The organism is Pseudomonas rhizophila, from assembly GCF_003033885.1.
Taxonomy (GTDB): Bacteria; Pseudomonadota; Gammaproteobacteria; order Pseudomonadales; family Pseudomonadaceae; genus Aquipseudomonas; species Aquipseudomonas rhizophila.
In genome coordinates this window covers 2,182,509-2,198,190 of sequence record NZ_CP024081.1, presented here as the reverse complement: position 1 = coordinate 2,198,190, position 15,682 = coordinate 2,182,509, and the positions used below count along the sequence as shown (strand labels likewise).

General features: G+C 60.3%; 12 protein-coding genes. 5 read left to right on the top strand and 7 right to left on the bottom strand.

The window, feature by feature from the left end; genetic code table 11:
• Positions 1–646: 646 nt before the first annotated feature.
• The gene (locus tag CRX69_RS10140) at positions 647–1,900 is read left to right on the top strand and encodes an OprD family porin (protein ID WP_047227077.1); all 1,254 of its coding nucleotides are present in this window, start codon (positions 647–649) and stop codon (positions 1,898–1,900) included.
• Between the two features lie 151 nt (positions 1,901–2,051).
• Here CRX69_RS10140 and CRX69_RS10135 read toward each other — a convergent pair whose 3' ends face one another.
• Positions 2,052–2,894, bottom strand: coding sequence for a mechanosensitive ion channel family protein (locus CRX69_RS10135; protein WP_047227078.1), 843 nt, complete (start codon positions 2,892–2,894; stop codon positions 2,052–2,054).
• Positions 2,895–2,990: 96 nt separating this feature from the next.
• Positions 2,991–3,476, bottom strand: coding sequence for a YajQ family cyclic di-GMP-binding protein (locus CRX69_RS10130; protein ID WP_003205057.1), 486 nt, complete (start codon positions 3,474–3,476; stop codon positions 2,991–2,993).
• A 142-nt stretch (positions 3,477–3,618) separates the two neighbouring features.
• On the opposite strand from CRX69_RS10130, the gene CRX69_RS10125 reads away from it, so the two are divergent.
• Genes CRX69_RS10125 through CRX69_RS10115 form a run of 3 tightly spaced genes read left to right on the top strand, consistent with a single transcriptional unit; the run spans position 3,619 to position 7,203 of the window.
• On the top strand, positions 3,619–4,536 hold the full coding sequence (locus tag CRX69_RS10125) for a putative 2-dehydropantoate 2-reductase (protein WP_107321973.1): 918 nt from the start codon (positions 3,619–3,621) through the stop codon (positions 4,534–4,536).
• A 46-nt stretch (positions 4,537–4,582) separates the two neighbouring features.
• On the top strand, positions 4,583–6,619 hold the full coding sequence (locus CRX69_RS10120) for a sensor histidine kinase (protein ID WP_047227080.1): 2,037 nt from the start codon (positions 4,583–4,585) through the stop codon (positions 6,617–6,619).
• Positions 6,620–6,621: 2 nt separating this feature from the next.
• Positions 6,622–7,203 (top strand): cob(I)yrinic acid a,c-diamide adenosyltransferase, encoded by a 582-nt coding sequence (locus tag CRX69_RS10115; RefSeq protein WP_107321972.1) that lies wholly within the window; start codon positions 6,622–6,624, stop codon positions 7,201–7,203.
• 136 nt (positions 7,204–7,339) lie between these two features.
• Here CRX69_RS10115 and CRX69_RS10105 read toward each other — a convergent pair whose 3' ends face one another.
• From CRX69_RS10105 to secA, 4 genes are all read right to left on the bottom strand, one after another.
• Positions 7,340–8,284 (bottom strand): Nudix family hydrolase, encoded by a 945-nt coding sequence (locus tag CRX69_RS10105; protein WP_107321970.1) that lies wholly within the window; start codon positions 8,282–8,284, stop codon positions 7,340–7,342.
• Entirely contained in the window at positions 8,281–8,913 is a 633-nt protein-coding gene (locus tag CRX69_RS10100; protein WP_107321969.1) for a glutathione S-transferase family protein, read from the bottom strand. The genes CRX69_RS10105 and CRX69_RS10100 overlap by 4 nt, the downstream gene beginning before the upstream one ends.
• A 160-nt stretch (positions 8,914–9,073) precedes the next feature.
• Positions 9,074–10,291, bottom strand: coding sequence for a bifunctional glutamate N-acetyltransferase/amino-acid acetyltransferase ArgJ (argJ, locus tag CRX69_RS10095; RefSeq protein WP_107321968.1), 1,218 nt, complete (start codon positions 10,289–10,291; stop codon positions 9,074–9,076).
• A 122-nt stretch (positions 10,292–10,413) separates the two neighbouring features.
• Positions 10,414–13,149: a preprotein translocase subunit SecA gene (gene secA / locus CRX69_RS10090; protein ID WP_107321967.1), complete on the bottom strand. Its 2,736-nt coding sequence runs from the start codon at positions 13,147–13,149 to the stop codon at positions 10,414–10,416.
• A gap of 307 nt (positions 13,150–13,456) precedes the next feature.
• Here secA and CRX69_RS10085 point away from each other — a divergent pair, with 307 nt between their 5' ends.
• Positions 13,457–13,912, top strand: a complete 456-nt coding sequence (locus tag CRX69_RS10085) for a DUF721 domain-containing protein (protein ID WP_047227086.1) — start codon at positions 13,457–13,459, stop codon at positions 13,910–13,912.
• Between the two features lie 206 nt (positions 13,913–14,118).
• Here the strand turns inward: CRX69_RS10085 and CRX69_RS10080 are convergent, their stop codons facing one another.
• Positions 14,119–15,606: a helicase HerA-like domain-containing protein gene (locus CRX69_RS10080; RefSeq protein WP_107321966.1), complete on the bottom strand. Its 1,488-nt coding sequence runs from the start codon at positions 15,604–15,606 to the stop codon at positions 14,119–14,121.
• Positions 15,607–15,682 lie beyond the last annotated feature (76 nt).

Here is a 15,682-nt window from a genome sequence, read left to right as displayed (position 1 = left end):
GAGCCTGTAAAATTTTCGTACAAGGTAGAGATTTTTTGCACCAAAACAGCACAACGCGTCTACGCTCAGTGCACGAAGCATCCGTGATCTACTCACTGAGAGGGTGAACCGGTAACGTTTTTGGTTGTCTCGCAGCGTTTAGCGGTTCTAAACACGAGAGCGCCACAGCAGTCAACCTCATTTAAAACAAGGCCTTTGGAGCCCGGTTTCATGAGGTTTCACCATGCAAAAATGGAGAATGTGAAAAAAACGTGAACAAAATCCGGGTTTGAGCATGCTTGTTGCATTCATCCCCATATCGCCTGCAGGGCATCGCCGGAAGCGAAAACCTGCGGGCCTATAAATAAAGTGGCAAGGTTGCCCACAGGGAGCTTCAAGCGCAGTAACAAAGGAGTCTTTACACCGACGCCGGAAAAAAGAAGCAACTTCGAGTTGTGAGTCCGATTGCGCCGGAACAGCCCAAATACGACATGGATCGAGCCATTGGCGACAGGGTCGTAAAGAAGCTGAAAGATTGGATGGGCAAGTATCGCCAATGAATGTCGTCGTGATATAAGTTCGCGCCGACACAAAAAGAAAGAGCCGCCCAGATAAAAAAACAGGTGGGACGGCAAGACTCTTCTAAAAACCAAAGGAGCAAATCACGATGCGCGTGATGAAGTGGAGCATGATCGCACTGGCTGTTTCGGCCAGTACCTCGCAGTTCGCAATGGCCTCTTCCCAGGAAGAATCCAAGGGCTTTTTTGAAGATCAGAGCCTGAACGTTCTGAGCCGTATGCTGTACATGAATCGTGATTGGAAGAACAACGATAGCGACGAACAAAGTTATCGTGAAGAAGCCGGCCTCGGCGTACGCGCTATCTACGAGTCGGGCTTTACCCAAGGTACCGTCGGCGTAGGCGTTGACGCTTTCGCATTGGGCTCCGTCCGCTTCGACGGCGGCACTGGTCGTGCTGGTAACGGCTTGTTCGCCCAGGACAGCAGTGACAATCTGGAAAAGACTCAATCGAAGGCTGGCGGCGCGGTTAAATTCCGTCTGTCCGACACAGTCCTGAAATACGGTAACCAGTTCACCAGCAGCCCAGTGTTCGCCACCGACGACAGCCGCCTGCTGCCGGAAGTTGCCACCGGCACCTTGATCACCAGCAACGAAATCAAGGGCCTGGAACTGAGCGCAGGTCGCTTCACCTCCCTGAGCGATCAGACTGCCATGGGCCGCGACACCATCAACGGCACCGGCCTTAAATCCGCTAACATTGCTGGTGCAACCTATCAGTTCACCGACAATTTTGTAGGTGGTGTAGCTGCTTCCGATATTGAAGATTTCTACAAAAAGAAATACCTCAACCTCAACTACACCCTTCCAATCAACGAAGATCAGTCGTTGAACTTCGACTTCAACGGCTACGACACGAAGGGCGAAGGTCAAGAGCTCGCCGGTGAGGCTGACAACCGCATCTGGTCCCTCGCAGCGGCTTACAGCCTTGGCGCCCACAAATTCACCCTCGCTCACCAACGCTCAACCGGCGACGCAGGCTACAAATATGGCGCTGACGGCAACGGCACTATTTTCCTCGCCAACTCCGTCCAGTACTCCGACTTCAACAATAAAGACGAACGCTCCTGGCAGGCTCGCTACGACCTGAACATGAAAACCTACGGCGTTCCTGGCCTGAGCTTCATGACTCGTTACATCACCGGTGACAACATTGACACCGGCACTAACGATGACGCAAAAGAACACGAGCTCGACATCGAAACCAAGTACGTTATGCAAAGCGGTCCAGCCAAAGACCTGTCTTTCCGCGTTCGTAGCGCGTTCTATCGTGGAAGCACCGGTGTTGGCAACGACAACAACGACTTCCGCTTCATCGTCGAATACCCTCTGAGCATCTTGTAATTCAGCGGTCATTCGATAGTTACACCGGCAACAAATAAAAAACCGCTCACCTGATTCAGGTGAGCGGTTTTTTTGTGCCCATTACAGGTCAGCTTAAAAGCAACTTCGTAATTAGCAAGCTAACTAACAATCAGCTCATGCATTCAAAGCGTTACTGCGCAGCCCCTTCGTGGACCATACGAATAACCCGCTGCGGAAACGGAATATCAATTCCCGCGTCCTTCAAACGATCCCGGGCCTGTTCATTGAACATGAACATCACGCTCCAGTAATCGGCCGTTTTGACCCATACCCGCAACGACACCGTGATCGAACTGTCGCCCAGGGTGGAAATCACCGCCTCAGGCGCTGGATCGGCCAGTACACGCTCGTCCTTGGCCAGCTCCAACAATACTTCGCGAGCCTTTTGCAGGTCGGCCTGGTAATCCACGCCGACATCGAACACGACTTTGCGGGTCGGCTGGCGATTGGTGTTGGTGATGATGCCGTTCGACAGGTTGCCGTTGGGCACGATGACAGTTTTGTTGTCACCAGTGCGAATCACGGTGTGAAAGATCTGGATGCTGTCGACCGTACCAGCCACGCCTTGAGCTTCGATCCAGTCACCGATGCGGAACGGGCGGAACAACAGAATCAACACACCACCGGCGAAGTTCGCCAGACTGCCCTGCAATGCCAGGCCGATCGCCAGGCCTGCCGCACCGATGGCCGCGATGAACGAGGTGGTTTCAATGCCGATCATCGACGCCACGCTGACGATCAGCAGGATCTTGAGGATGATGTTCGCCAGATTGCTGATGAACCCTTGCAGCGCCAGGTCGGCATTGCGCAGTGCCAACAGCCCGCCGAGTTTGCGGGTTACCTTGTTGATCAGCCACCAGCCAATGGCCAGCGTCACCACCGCCAGCAGCACCCGGCTGCCATACTCCATGATCATGGGGATCCAGGCCTCGGACGCCTTGATCAAGTTGTCCACTTCAGCGTTCAAGTCCATCTACCTCTCCTTCTATTGCCATAACCACGAAAGACCGGGCGAAGCATTGTGAAAGAGCGTTTGCCCGCTCCCCACAATGCCTCTGTGCACCGGGTATCAGTCGCGGAAGTTATTGAACTGCAAAGGCATGCCGAATTCCTTGCCCCGCAGTGCCGCGATGGCTTCCTGCAAGTCATCACGCTTTTTGCCGGTGACGCGCACTTGCTCGCCCTGGATGGCGGCTTGCACCTTGAGCTTGGCGTCCTTGATATGAGCAACGATTTTCTTCGCCAGTTCCTTGTCGATGCCTTCCTTGAGCACGGCTTCCTGCTTCATCAGCTTGCCCGAGGCATAGGCGTCCTTGACCTCAAGGCACTGAACGTCGATCTTGCGCTTGACCAGGGCCAGCTTGAGGATCTCGATCATTGCCTCAAGCTGGAAGTCGGCCTCGGCGGTCAGGTTGACGGTCAGGTCCTTCTCCTTGAACTCGAAACTGCCCTTGCCCTTGAGGTCATAACGACGGTCGAGTTCCTTGACGGCGTTTTCAACGGCGTTGGTGACTTCGTGTTTGTCCAGTTCGGATACCACGTCGAATGACGGCATGTAGTGTTCTCCAATAAAAAAGACGCGCCCGTGACAAAGGCGCGTGCTTGGCTTGTGGTTAAAATCGGGCTCATTATAACGGGTCTTTTCCTGTCGACACTGCGAGCCCCCAGATGCCTGCGCCAAACCGAGTAAAAAACTGATGCCTACTACCTGGCATGTCCTGGGGGCCGGCAGCCTCGGTACGTTGTGGGCGACGCGCCTGGCCCGGGCCGGTTTGCCGGTGCGGCTGGTACTGCGCAATGAACAACGCTTGCAGGCCTATCGGGCCGCCGGTGGTCTGACGCTGGTGGAACAGGGTCAGGCCCGGCAATACCCGGTACCCGGGCAAACAGCCGACGCCCCCGAGCCGATCAAACGCCTGCTCCTGGCCTGCAAAGCCTATGACGCCGAAGCGGCCGTGGCTTCTGTGGCTCATCGCCTGAGCGCCGACGCGGAACTGATCCTGCTACAGAACGGCCTCGGCAGTCAGGACGCAGTCGCCAATCGTGTTCCCCAGGCCCGTTGCATCAGTGCCTCCAGTACCGAAGGGGCATTCCGCGACGGTGACTGGCGCGTGGTGTTTGCCGGCCACGGCTACACCTGGCTGGGTGACCCCGCGCACCCGGTGGCACCGATCTGGCTGGACGACCTCACCGCCGCCGCCATACCCCACGAATGGACGGCTGACATCCTCACCCGGCTCTGGCGCAAACTGGCGCTCAACTGTGCCATCAACCCTCTGACCGTCCTGCACCACTGCAAGAACGGCGGCCTGCAGGCGCATCACTGCGAAGTGGCGACCCTCTGCGCGGAACTCACGGACCTGCTGGAACGCTGCGGCCAGCCCATGGCGGCCGAAGACTTGCAGCCGGAAGTCGAACGGGTCATACAGGCCACCGCCGCCAACTACTCCTCGATGTACCAGGACGTCGCCCATGGCCGCCGCACCGAAATCAGCTACCTGCTCGGCCACGCTTGCAAGGTTGCCGAGCGCCACCGGTTACCGGTGCCACACCTGGAACAATTGCGGCAGCGTCTGATTACCCACTTGAACAACCTCGGATTGCCCGGCGACTGAGCAGCGGCTACGCTGGCCCTCGTGTTCCTTTTAAACGAAGAGTCCGATGCCATTGCGCCAGCGCCTTGAAAACCTCCCGGTCGGCCAGAAACTGCTGGCCGCCCTGCTGGTGTTGTTGACCACCGTCCTGCTGGTGGCCAACCTGACCTTTATCAGCGCCGCCTATTACATTTCCCAGGAAAGCATGGCGCCCCAGGCCCTGCAGACCATCGGTCGGCTGGTGGCCAACCCGAGCCTGATCGCCGATGCCCTGCAGTCGCCTCAGACCGCCCAGCGCCTGCTGGATGAACTCAACAGCTACGCGCCGTTGCGGGCCGCTGCGTTGTATGACGGCGAGGGCGCACGCCTGGCGCAACTGCAACAGGGCGAAAAGCTCAAGCTGCCGGACCATTACCGCCACATGCAGGCGTGGCAAGCCAGTGAGTTTCGCAGCAATCAGGTCATCACCCTACCCCGCCCGGGGACGGCGCCGGGTCATCTGTTGCTGGTTGCCAGCAGCGAACTGCCGACTGCGTTCTACACCGGCACCCTGACCGCCAGCCTCGGCATCCTTATTTTCAGCGTGTTGCTCTGGCTGGTCATTGCCCAGCAGATCAAACGCCTGATCACCCAGCCGATTCATCAGCTCGAGGAACTGTCGCGCCAGGTCACCCGCGAGGAGAACTATTCCCTGCGCGCCGCCCGCGGCAACCACGACGAAATCGGCAGTCTGGCCGAGGCGTTCAACACCATGCTCTCGCGGATCGAAGCCCGGGAGCAGCAACTCAAGCGCGCGCGGGACGATTCCCAGGCCGCCTACGACCAGGCCCAGGGCCTGGCGGAAGAAACCCGCCACACCAATCGCAAACTGGAGCTGGAAGTCCAGGTGCGCAGCAAGATCGAGAAAAAGCTCACCGGTTTCCAGAACTACCTCAACAGCATTATCGACTCCATGCCCTCGGCCCTGATCGCCCTCGACGAACAGCTCTACGTCACCCAATGGAACCAGGAAGCCAGCGCCCTCTCCGGCACACGCCTGGACGAGGCGCTGAACCAGCCGATCTTCCTCGCCTTCGAACCGCTCAAGCCTTACCTGCCACAGCTCAAGCAAACGGTCGAACAGCATACGGTGGCGAAGATCGAACGCGTCACCTGGACCAAGGACGACGAGGCCCGGCACTACGCCCTCACTTTCTATCCACTGATGGGCGGCGCCGGACGCGGCGTGGTGATCCGCATCGATGACATCACCCAACGCCTGTCGCTGGAAGAAATGATGGTGCAATCAGAAAAGATGCTCTCGGTCGGCGGTCTTGCGGCGGGCATGGCCCATGAAATCAACAACCCGCTGGGAGCCATCCTGCACAACGTGCAAAACATCCGCCGACGCCTGTCGCCGGAGCTGCCGAAGAACATCGAACAGGCCGAACAACTGAATATCGAACTGCAAAGGGTGAACCTTTACCTGCAAAGCCGGGAAATCCCGCAGTTGCTCGACGGCATCCAGCAGGCCGGCGCCCGGGCGGCGAAAATCGTCACCCACATGCTCAGCTTCAGCCGGCGCAGCACCCGGCAGATGGCGCCCTGCGACCTGCCGGCACTGATCGACCAGGCGGTGGAGATCGCCGGCAACGACTTCGACCTGGCAATCGGTTTCGATTTCAAGGGCCAGGCGATCATCCGGCAGTTCGACCCCAACCTGGGCCCGGTGCCCGGCACCGCCAACGAGCTGGAGCAGGTGCTGCTCAACCTGCTGAAAAACGCCGCCCAGGCGATCCATCAACGCCAGGACGACAGCGAACCCGGGCGCATTATCCTGCGCACGCGGCTGAACCCACCGTGGGCAGAGATCCAGGTGGAGGACAACGGCATCGGCATGAGCGAGAACGTACGCAAACGCACCTTCGAGCCGTTCTTCACCACCAAGGAAATCGGCCAAGGGACCGGGCTGGGGCTGTCGGTGTCGTATTTCATCATCACCAATAATCACAAGGGCCAGATGGAAGTGCAGTCGGCGCCGGGCCAGGGCACCTGCTTCACCTTGCGCCTGCCATTGACCGGCACCTCAATGGTGCCGCAGGAACACAAACAACTGGAGCGCTGAACATGGGTTTTCGCCTGTCGAAGATTTACACCCGCACCGGCGACAAAGGTGAGACCGGGTTGGGGGATGGTCGCCGTGTAGCCAAGGACCATCCACGGGTCGAGGCCATTGGCGAGGTGGACACGCTCAACAGTCAGTTGGGATTGTTGCTCGCCAGCCTCACGGTAGAGGCAGTTGAATATCCGGCGCTACAGGAGCTGATCGAGGTCTTGGCGCCTTGTCAGCATCGGCTGTTCGACCTGGGCGGTGAACTGGCGATGCCGGCTTATCAGGCCTTGAACATGCTGGAAGTCGAGCGCCTGGAAGCAGCCATCGATGCATGGAACGAAGAAGTCGGGCCGCTGGAGAATTTCATCCTGCCCGGTGGCTCGACACTGATCGCCCAGGCCCACGTCTGCCGCAGCCTGGCCCGTAGCGCCGAACGCCGTTGTCAGCAGTTGAACGCCGTGGAGCCACTGGCCGGGCCGGGGCTGGCGTATATCAATCGGTTGTCGGATCTGTTATTCGTCGCGGCGCGGGTCATTGCCCGGCGGCAAGGGGTGGCTGAGGTGCTGTGGGTGGCGGCTGCCAAGCCCGAGAGTTGATGACCTGCATGATCGTTCCCCACGCTCTGCGTGGGAACGCAGCCCGGGACGCTCCGCGTCCCTCCAGAGCCGAACGCGGAGCGTCCGTTGAGGCGTTCCCACGCAGAGCGTGGGAACGATCAGTCATCCCAACCAATCAAGGCCCAGGCCAAAACGCCCGAATCCCCGCCACACCCTGCGCCCCAGCCGCCCAGGCTTGCTGCCGCTCGTCCGGCCCCACCCCGCCCAACAGATACACCGGCCTGTTGAAGCCCTCGATCAACCGCGAAGCCGCTTCCCACCCCAGCGGTTGGGCCTCGGGATGGGTCTGGGTCGGTTGCACCGGCGAGAGCGTCACGAAGTCCACGTCCATCTGCTGCGCCAGGGACAGCTCCTCGGCGTTGTGGCAGGACGCCGCCAGCCAACGGTCTTTGCCGAAAGGACGACCGGCCGCAGCATGCTTGCGCAATTGCGCGGCGGTAATGTGCCAGCCGGCGGACGGGAAATCCCCCAGCCATTCGAAAGGCCCCTTGAGCATCAACTGGGCCTTGCCGGCGCACAAACCTGCCGCATCCACCGCCAGATCGCGGTACTTCGGGTCGTAGCCGTTGGGCGCGCGCAGCTGGACCAGTTTGATCCCGCCGGCGATAGCCTTTTGCATGCCGCGCAGCAACTGCGGCGTTTCGAGGCCTTCAGGGGTGATCAAATATTCGCCGGGCAAACGAGCCGCCGCGATGATCGGCTGGTTGGCCGCCGGGAACTCATGGTTCAAAAGCTCCCGGGCCGTGACCCAGGCCAACGGCTGCCCTTCGGCACCGTGGGGCTCGCCGGTGAACGCCGAGACTTCCCAGACATCCAGCAACACCTGTTTATCCGGGTAATCGTGACGCACCTTGATCAACGGCCGGGCGGCGACGACGACAATGCCCAGCTCCTCATGAAGTTCGCGGGCCAGGGCGGTTTCGACGGACTCATCCGCCTCAACCTTGCCACCGGGAAACTCCCAAAGGCCACCCTGGTGCTGGGTGTCGGCCCGTCGGGCGATCAGGATTTTGCCAGCAGCGTCACGAATGACCGCCGCCGCTACATGGACTCGTTTCACCGCGCTGTTTCCTCCAGGCCGGCCTGTTGCCACGCCTTGAACGCCGGCCATTGATAGATAGTTTCGACATAGGCCGCATCGACCTCGGGCAACGCCACCTGATAGGTGCGCAAGCGCACGGCCACCGGCGCGAAGAACACATCTGCCAGACTCAAGCGGCCAAACAGGTAGGGCCCGGCTTCAGTAGCCGCCGCACGGCATTCGGCCCACAGTGCCAGCATCCGCTGGATTTCCGCTTGAACCTCCGCCGGCATGGGCACTAGCGGCGCATCGCGCAGCAGGTCAAACGGCATGTGGCTGCGGATAGCAAAAAAACCGCTGTGCATTTGTGCACAGGCCGAACGTGCCTGAGCCCGGGCCGCGACGTCCCTGGGCCAGAGGCCCGCATCGGGAAACTGTTCAGCCAGGTATTCGGCAATCGCCAGGGAGTCGGCGATCACACCGAATTCGGTCTTGAGCAACGGGACTTTGGCGGTGGCTGAATACTTGAGCAGTTTCTCACGGGTGTCCGGTTGGTCGAGCCTGACCAGCTCTTCGGTGTACTTTGCGCCGGTCAACGCCAGGGCCAGCGCACCGCGCAAGGACCAGGAGGAAAGGCGTTTGTCGCCGATGATCAGGTGCAGGCTCATGTCTGGAATCCTTTCTTGGGGTGTTGTGGAGGCTGTACTGGCGCCATCGCGAGCAAGCTCGCTCCCACAATGGATCGGTGGTGTGAACACGTCCAGGTCACCCAACCAATCCCTGTGGGAGCGAGCCTGCTCGCGATGGCAGCAACTCGGTCCCGAACTGTTAAGTCCGATATTCCGCGTTAATCTTCACATACTCGTGGGACAGGTCAGTCGTCCAGATCGTTTCGCTGCAATCACCACGTCCCAGCTCGATACGAATGGTGATTTCTTCCTGCTGCATCACCGCCGCGCCCTGGGTTTCGGTGTAGGTGGCGGCGCGTGCGCCCTGGCTGGCGATGCAAACTTCACCGAGGAACACGTCGATCTTGCTCACGTCCAGGTCCGGCACACCGGCACGGCCGACGGCGGCGAGGATCCGGCCCCAGTTCGGGTCGGAGGCGAACAGCGCGGTCTTGATCAGCGGCGAATGCGCCACGGTGTAGCCAACATCCAGGCATTCCTGATGGTTGCCGCCACCGTTGACTTGCACGGTCACGAACTTGGTCGCGCCTTCGCCGTCACGGACGATGGCCTGGGCCACTTCCATGCAGACTTCGAATACCGCCTGCTTCAGGGCGGCAAACAGCGCACCGCTGGCTTCGGTAATTTCCGGCAGATCGGCCTTGCCGGTGGCGATCAGCATGCAGCAGTCGTTGGTGGAGGTGTCGCCGTCGATGGTGATGCGGTTGAACGACTTGTTGGCGCCGTCGAGCATCAGGTCTTGCAGCACCTGCCGGGAGACTTTGGCGTCAGTGGCGATGTAGCCAAGCATGGTCGCCATGTTCGGGCGGATCATGCCGGCGCCTTTGCTGATGCCGGTGACGGTCACGGTCACGCCATCGTGCTGGAATTGACGACTGGCCCCTTTGGGCAGTGTGTCGGTGGTCATGATGCCGGTGGCGGCAGCGGCCCAGTTGTTTTCCGACAGGTCATCCAGAGCGGCCTGCAACGCGCCTTCGATCTTCTCGACCGGCAGCGGTTCGCCGATCACCCCGGTGGAGTACGGCAGCACCTGGCTGGCGTCGACGCCGGTCAGTTCGGCCAGCTTGGCGCAGGTGCGTTCGGCGGCGGCCAGGCCTGGCGCGCCGGTGCCGGCGTTGGCGTTACCGGTGTTGGTCAGCAGGTAACGCACCGGCCCCTGCACGCGTTGCTTGGCCAGGATGACCGGCGCGGCGCAAAAGGCGTTGAGGGTGAACACGCCGGCAACCGTCGAGCCTTCGGCGCAACGCATGACCACGACATCCTTGCGCCCTGGGCGCTTGATGCCCGCCGAGGCGATACCGAGTTCAAAACCGGCAACCGGGTGCAACGTTGGCAACGGACCAAGACCAACAGCCATGAATGCGCTCCTAAATAGATAAATCGACACCGCCTTAATCGAGACGGCGAATCAAAATGGCAAAACGCCGCGACGGCTGAAAGCCGGTCGCGGCGCGGGTCGTTCAGCGCTTGAAACGGGTGTTACTGAATCTGCCCGTGACAATGCTTGTATTTCTTGCCCGAACCGCAATAGCACAGCTCGTTGCGGCCCAGCTTCTGCTCGTTACGTACCGGCGCGGTCGCCAAGGCAACATCCACCTCGGCGCCCTCCTCCTGGGCAACTTCCAGGCCTGGGGCCGGGGCGTGCTCGAACTGCATGCGCGCGGCCAAGGCTTCGGCTTCCTGACGCAAACGGGCTTCTTCTTCGGCCGGGTCTTCGCGGCGAACCTGAACGTGGGACAACACGCGGATCGAGTCGCGTTTGATCGAATCCAGCAACTCGGAGAACAGCGTGAACGACTCGCGCTTGTACTCCTGCTTGGGGTTCTTCTGGGCATAACCACGCAGGTGGATACCATGGCGCAAGTGATCCATGGTCGACAGGTGGTCTTTCCACAAGTCGTCCAGCACCCGCAGTACGATCTGCTTCTCGAAGGAGCGCAGCGCTTCTTCGCCGGCCTGGTCTTCTTTCTCGTTGTACGCGGCGATCAGTTCGGCCAGCAGCTTCTCGCGCAGGGTTTCTTCGTACAGGTGATCGTCTTCGTCCAGCCATTGCTGGATCGGCAACGCCACGCCGAAGTCGCTCTGCAAGGCAGCTTCCAGACCGGCGACATCCCACTGCTCAGGCAGCGACTGCGGCGGAATGTGGGAGCTGACGGTTGCGTTGAGCACGTCCTGGCGGAAATCTGCGATGGTTTCGCCAATGTTGTCGGCGGCCAACAAACTGTTACGCATGTGATAAATCACTTTACGCTGTTCGTTGTTGACGTCGTCGAACTCCAGCAATTGCTTACGGATATCGAAGTTGCGGCCCTCGACCTTGCGCTGGGCTTTCTCGATGGCGTTGGTGACCATCCGGTGTTCGATCGCTTCGCCCGGCTGCATGCCCAGGGCCTTCATGAAGTTCTTCACCCGATCAGAGGCGAAGATACGCATCAGACTGTCTTCCAACGACAGATAGAAGCGGCTGGAACCGGCATCGCCCTGACGACCGGCACGGCCACGCAGCTGGTTGTCGATACGACGCGATTCGTGACGCTCGGAAGCGATCACCTGCAAACCGCCGGACTCGAGCACCTGTTGATGACGCTTCTGCCAGTCGGCCTTGATCTGCGCAATCTGCTCGGGCGTCGGGTTTTCCAGGGAGGCCACTTCCACTTCCCAGTTCCCGCCCAACAGGATGTCGGTACCACGGCCGGCCATGTTGGTGGCAATGGTCAGGGCACCCGGGCGACCGGCCTGGGCGATGATCTCGGCTTCTTTTTCGTGGAACTTGGCGTTGAGGACCTTGTGCTCGATACCTTCCTTGGTGAGCAATGCGGACATGTGCTCGGAGGTTTCGATCGTGGCGGTACCCACCAGGATAGGACGGCCCTGGGCCATGCATTCCTTGATGTCGGCGATGATCGCCGCGTATTTCTCATCGGCGGTGAGGAACACCAGGTCGTTGTAGTCTTTACGGGCCAGCGGCTTGTTAGGCGGGATCACCATCACTTGCAGGCCGTAGATCTGATGGAATTCGAACGCTTCGGTGTCGGCGGTACCGGTCATGCCGGACAGCTTGTTGTACAGGCGGAAGTAGTTCTGGAAAGTGGTCGAGGCCAGGGTCTGGCTTTCGGCCTGGATGTTCAGACCTTCCTTGGCTTCGATGGCCTGGTGCAGGCCTTCGGACAGACGACGGCCCGGCATGGTCCGGCCGGTATGCTCATCCACCAGCACGACCTGGCCGTCCTGGACGATGTACTCGACGTTGCGATGGAACAGCTTGTGCGCACGCAGGCCGGCATAGACGTGGGTCAGCAGGCCCAGGTTATGGGCCGAGTACAGGCTCTCGCCCTCGGCCAGCAGGCCGACGCGGGTGAGCATTTCCTCGATGAACTGGTGACCGGCTTCATTGAGCTCGACCTGACGGGTCTTCTCGTCGACCGTGTAATGGCCGGCCTTGGTCACTTCACCCTCGACTTCTTCGACGTGAAGTTCCAGCTGCGGGATCAACTTGTTGATCTCGATGTACAGCTTGGAGCTGTCCTCGGCCTGACCGGAAATGATCAGCGGGGTACGGGCTTCGTCGATGAGAATGGAGTCGACTTCGTCGATCACGGCAAAGTTGAGTTCACGCTGGAATTTTTCATCCATGCTGAACGCCATGTTGTCGCGCAGGTAATCGAAACCGAATTCGTTGTTGGTGCCGTAGGTGATATCGCAAGCGTAGGCGGTGCGTTTTTCTTCCGGCGGCTGGAACGGCGTGACCACGCCGACCGTCAGGCCGAGGAATTCATACAGCGGACGCATCCAGTTGGCATCACGACGGGCCAGGTAGTCGTTGACCGTCACCACGTGCACGCCCTTGCCGGACAGTGCATTGAGGTATACCGCCAGTGTCGCCACCAGGGTCTTGCCCTCACCGGTACGCATTTCAGCGATCTTGCCTTCGTGCAAGGTCATGCCGCCGATCAACTGAACGTCGAAGTGACGCATGCCCATCACCCGCTTGCCGGCTTCACGGGCAACCGCGAAGGCTTCGGGCAGGAGCTGGTCAAGGGTTTCCCCCTTGGCGATGCGGTCCTTGAATTCGGCAGTCTTGGCGCGTAACTGATCGTCCGAAAGGGCCACCATTTGCTCTTCGAAGGCATTGACGATCTGTACCGTCTTGAGCATGCGTTTGACTTCACGCTCGTTCTTGCTTCCAAAAAGTTTCTTTAACAAAGGCGCAAACATATCGGCAGGATCTTCCACACTAAAGGGATGGAGGGCGGCCCCGTGAGTCGCCCGTGCAGCCCTCATGGCCGCATGCGAACGAGCATTCTACCCGGAAACGATGGTGAGGAAAGTGGCGTTATTCCACGATGCTGGCACAGCGCTGTGACGGGGCCTCCCTAAAATAAGGGCTTTTGCGCGAACTTCAACCCACAAACGAGAGAAGTTATTCATTGATTGCGCGGACAAGGGCGCCCGCGGCGAGCGGCCGCGGCGTACTCGGCGCTTTCTGCTACCATGGCGCCTCTGTCACTTGCGGTATTCGTTCATGGCCTTTCGCCCTCTTCCAGCCAAGGTTCCCGCCGTTCTGCTGCGCGAAGCCAAACCGCTGAAAGCCATCTTCGGCCACGCCAAACGACTGGGTCACTTGCAGCGCCTGCTGGACAGCCAACTACAGCCCGCCGCTCGCGAGCACTGCCACGTGGCCTCCTGGCGCGAAGGCAGCCTGCTGCTGATCGTCACGGACGGTCACTGGGCCACGCGCTTGCGCTATCAGCAAAAGCGCCTGCTGAGGCAATTGCAGGCGTTCGAGGAATTTGCCGGCCTGACGCGGATTCTGTTCAAGGTACAACCGCCCACGGTGCAAGTCGCCGTCAAGGGGCACACGCTGGACTTGTCCACCGACGCAGCCGCCACCATCCAGGCCACCGCCGATGGCATCACCGACCCCAACCTGCGGGCGGCGCTGGAGCGGTTGGCGGCACATGCGCGGCCCAAGGATTGACTTCCAGGTCGCCAGTTGAATCGCTATCGCGAGCAAGCTCGCTCCCACAGGAGATCTTCAGCGAACACAGATTTTGTGTACGACACAGATCAATTGTGGGAGCGAGCCTGCTCGCGATAGCGGCAGATCAGTCGGTACATTTGGCGCCTGTTGAATCGCCATCGCGAGCAGGCTCGCTCCCACAATGTTGAACTGTGCCGAGCCGGTTACCGGCGCTTTTTGCTCCCCAGCAACGACCCCATCAACCCACGTACCAGTTGCCGTCCCAACTGATTGGCGGCCTGGCGCATCGCCGATTTCAATGCCTGGCCGGCCGCCGTACCGAGAAATTCCCCGGCCTTGTCGGTGAAACTCGGTTCTTCAGCGCTCGCCTTGCCCTGTGCCTCTTCGGCTTGCGGCTCCAAGCCCTTGCGCCCCATCAGCACTTCATAGGCCGACTCGCGATCAATGGGTTTGTCATAACGCCCTTGCAAAGGGGAACGGGCGATCAGCCCGGCGCGTTCAGCGTCGGTCAACGGCCCGATCCGCGATTGTGGCGGCGCCACGAGCACACGCTGGACCATTTGCGGCGTGCCCTTTTCCTGCAAAGTGCCCACCAAGGCTTCGCCAATACCCAGCTCGGTCAGCACCGTCAGCGCATCGAATTGCGGGTTGGGCCGGAAACCGTCCGCCACCGCCCGCAGGGATTTCTGCTCCTTGGTGGTGAAGGCCCGCAAGCCGTGCTGGATGCGCAGGCCCAACTGCGCCAGCACGTCGTCCGGCAAGTCTCCTGGCGACTGGGTCACGAAGTATACCCCCACGCCCTTGGAGCGAATCAGCCGCACCACTTGCTCCAACCGCTCTTGCAACGCCTTGGGGGTATCGGCAAAGAGCAGATGGGCCTCATCGAAGAACAGCGCCAGCAGCGGTTTGTCCGCGTCGCCGCGCTCGGGCAATTGCTCGAACAACTCGGCCAGCAGCCAGAGCAGGAACGTTGCGTAGACTTTGGGTGCTTCATGCACCAGACGGCTGGCGTCCAGCAAATGGATAGGGCCGCGGCCGTCGCTGGCCGGTTGCAGGATGTCTTCAAGCTGCAAGGCCGGCTCACCGAACAGCGCATCCGCGCCTTGTTGCTCCAATGTGGCCAAGCGCCGCAGCAAAGCCTGGCTGGAACCGGTGGTCATCAAAGCGGCGTCGTCCCCCAGCAGCTCAGGGTTGTCCCTGAGATGATTGAGCAGCGCCTTCAAGTCCTTGAGATCCAGCAGCAACAGGCCTTCGCGGTCGGCAACCTTGAAGGCCGCGTACAGCGCCGATTGCTGACTGTCGGTGAGTTCCAACAGGCTGCCGAGCAACAGCGGGCCCATTTCACTCAGGGTGGTGCGCAACGGATGACCGGATTTGCCGTGAATGTCCCACAAGGTCACCGGATAAGCCTGGGGTTTGTGGCCGAGCCAGGACATGCCGGCGATACGCTCGGCGACCTTGCCCTGGGGATTGCCGGCGGCGCCGAGGCCGCACAGGTCGCCCTTGATGTCTGCGGCGAATACCGCAACGCCGGCATCGCTGAACGTCTCGGCCAGGCGTTGCAAGGTGACAGTCTTGCCGGTGCCGGTGGCACCTGCCACCAGACCATGACGGTTGGCCAGGCGCAGGGCCTGGGCGATGGGTTGGCCGGCAAGGTCGGCGCCAATAACAAGTTGCGATGAGTCAGGCATTTCGTCACCTGTGGTTAATCTATGGCCTTGCATGGCCGATATCTAAAGCGACAGACCCTACTGAAAACAAGGTCGG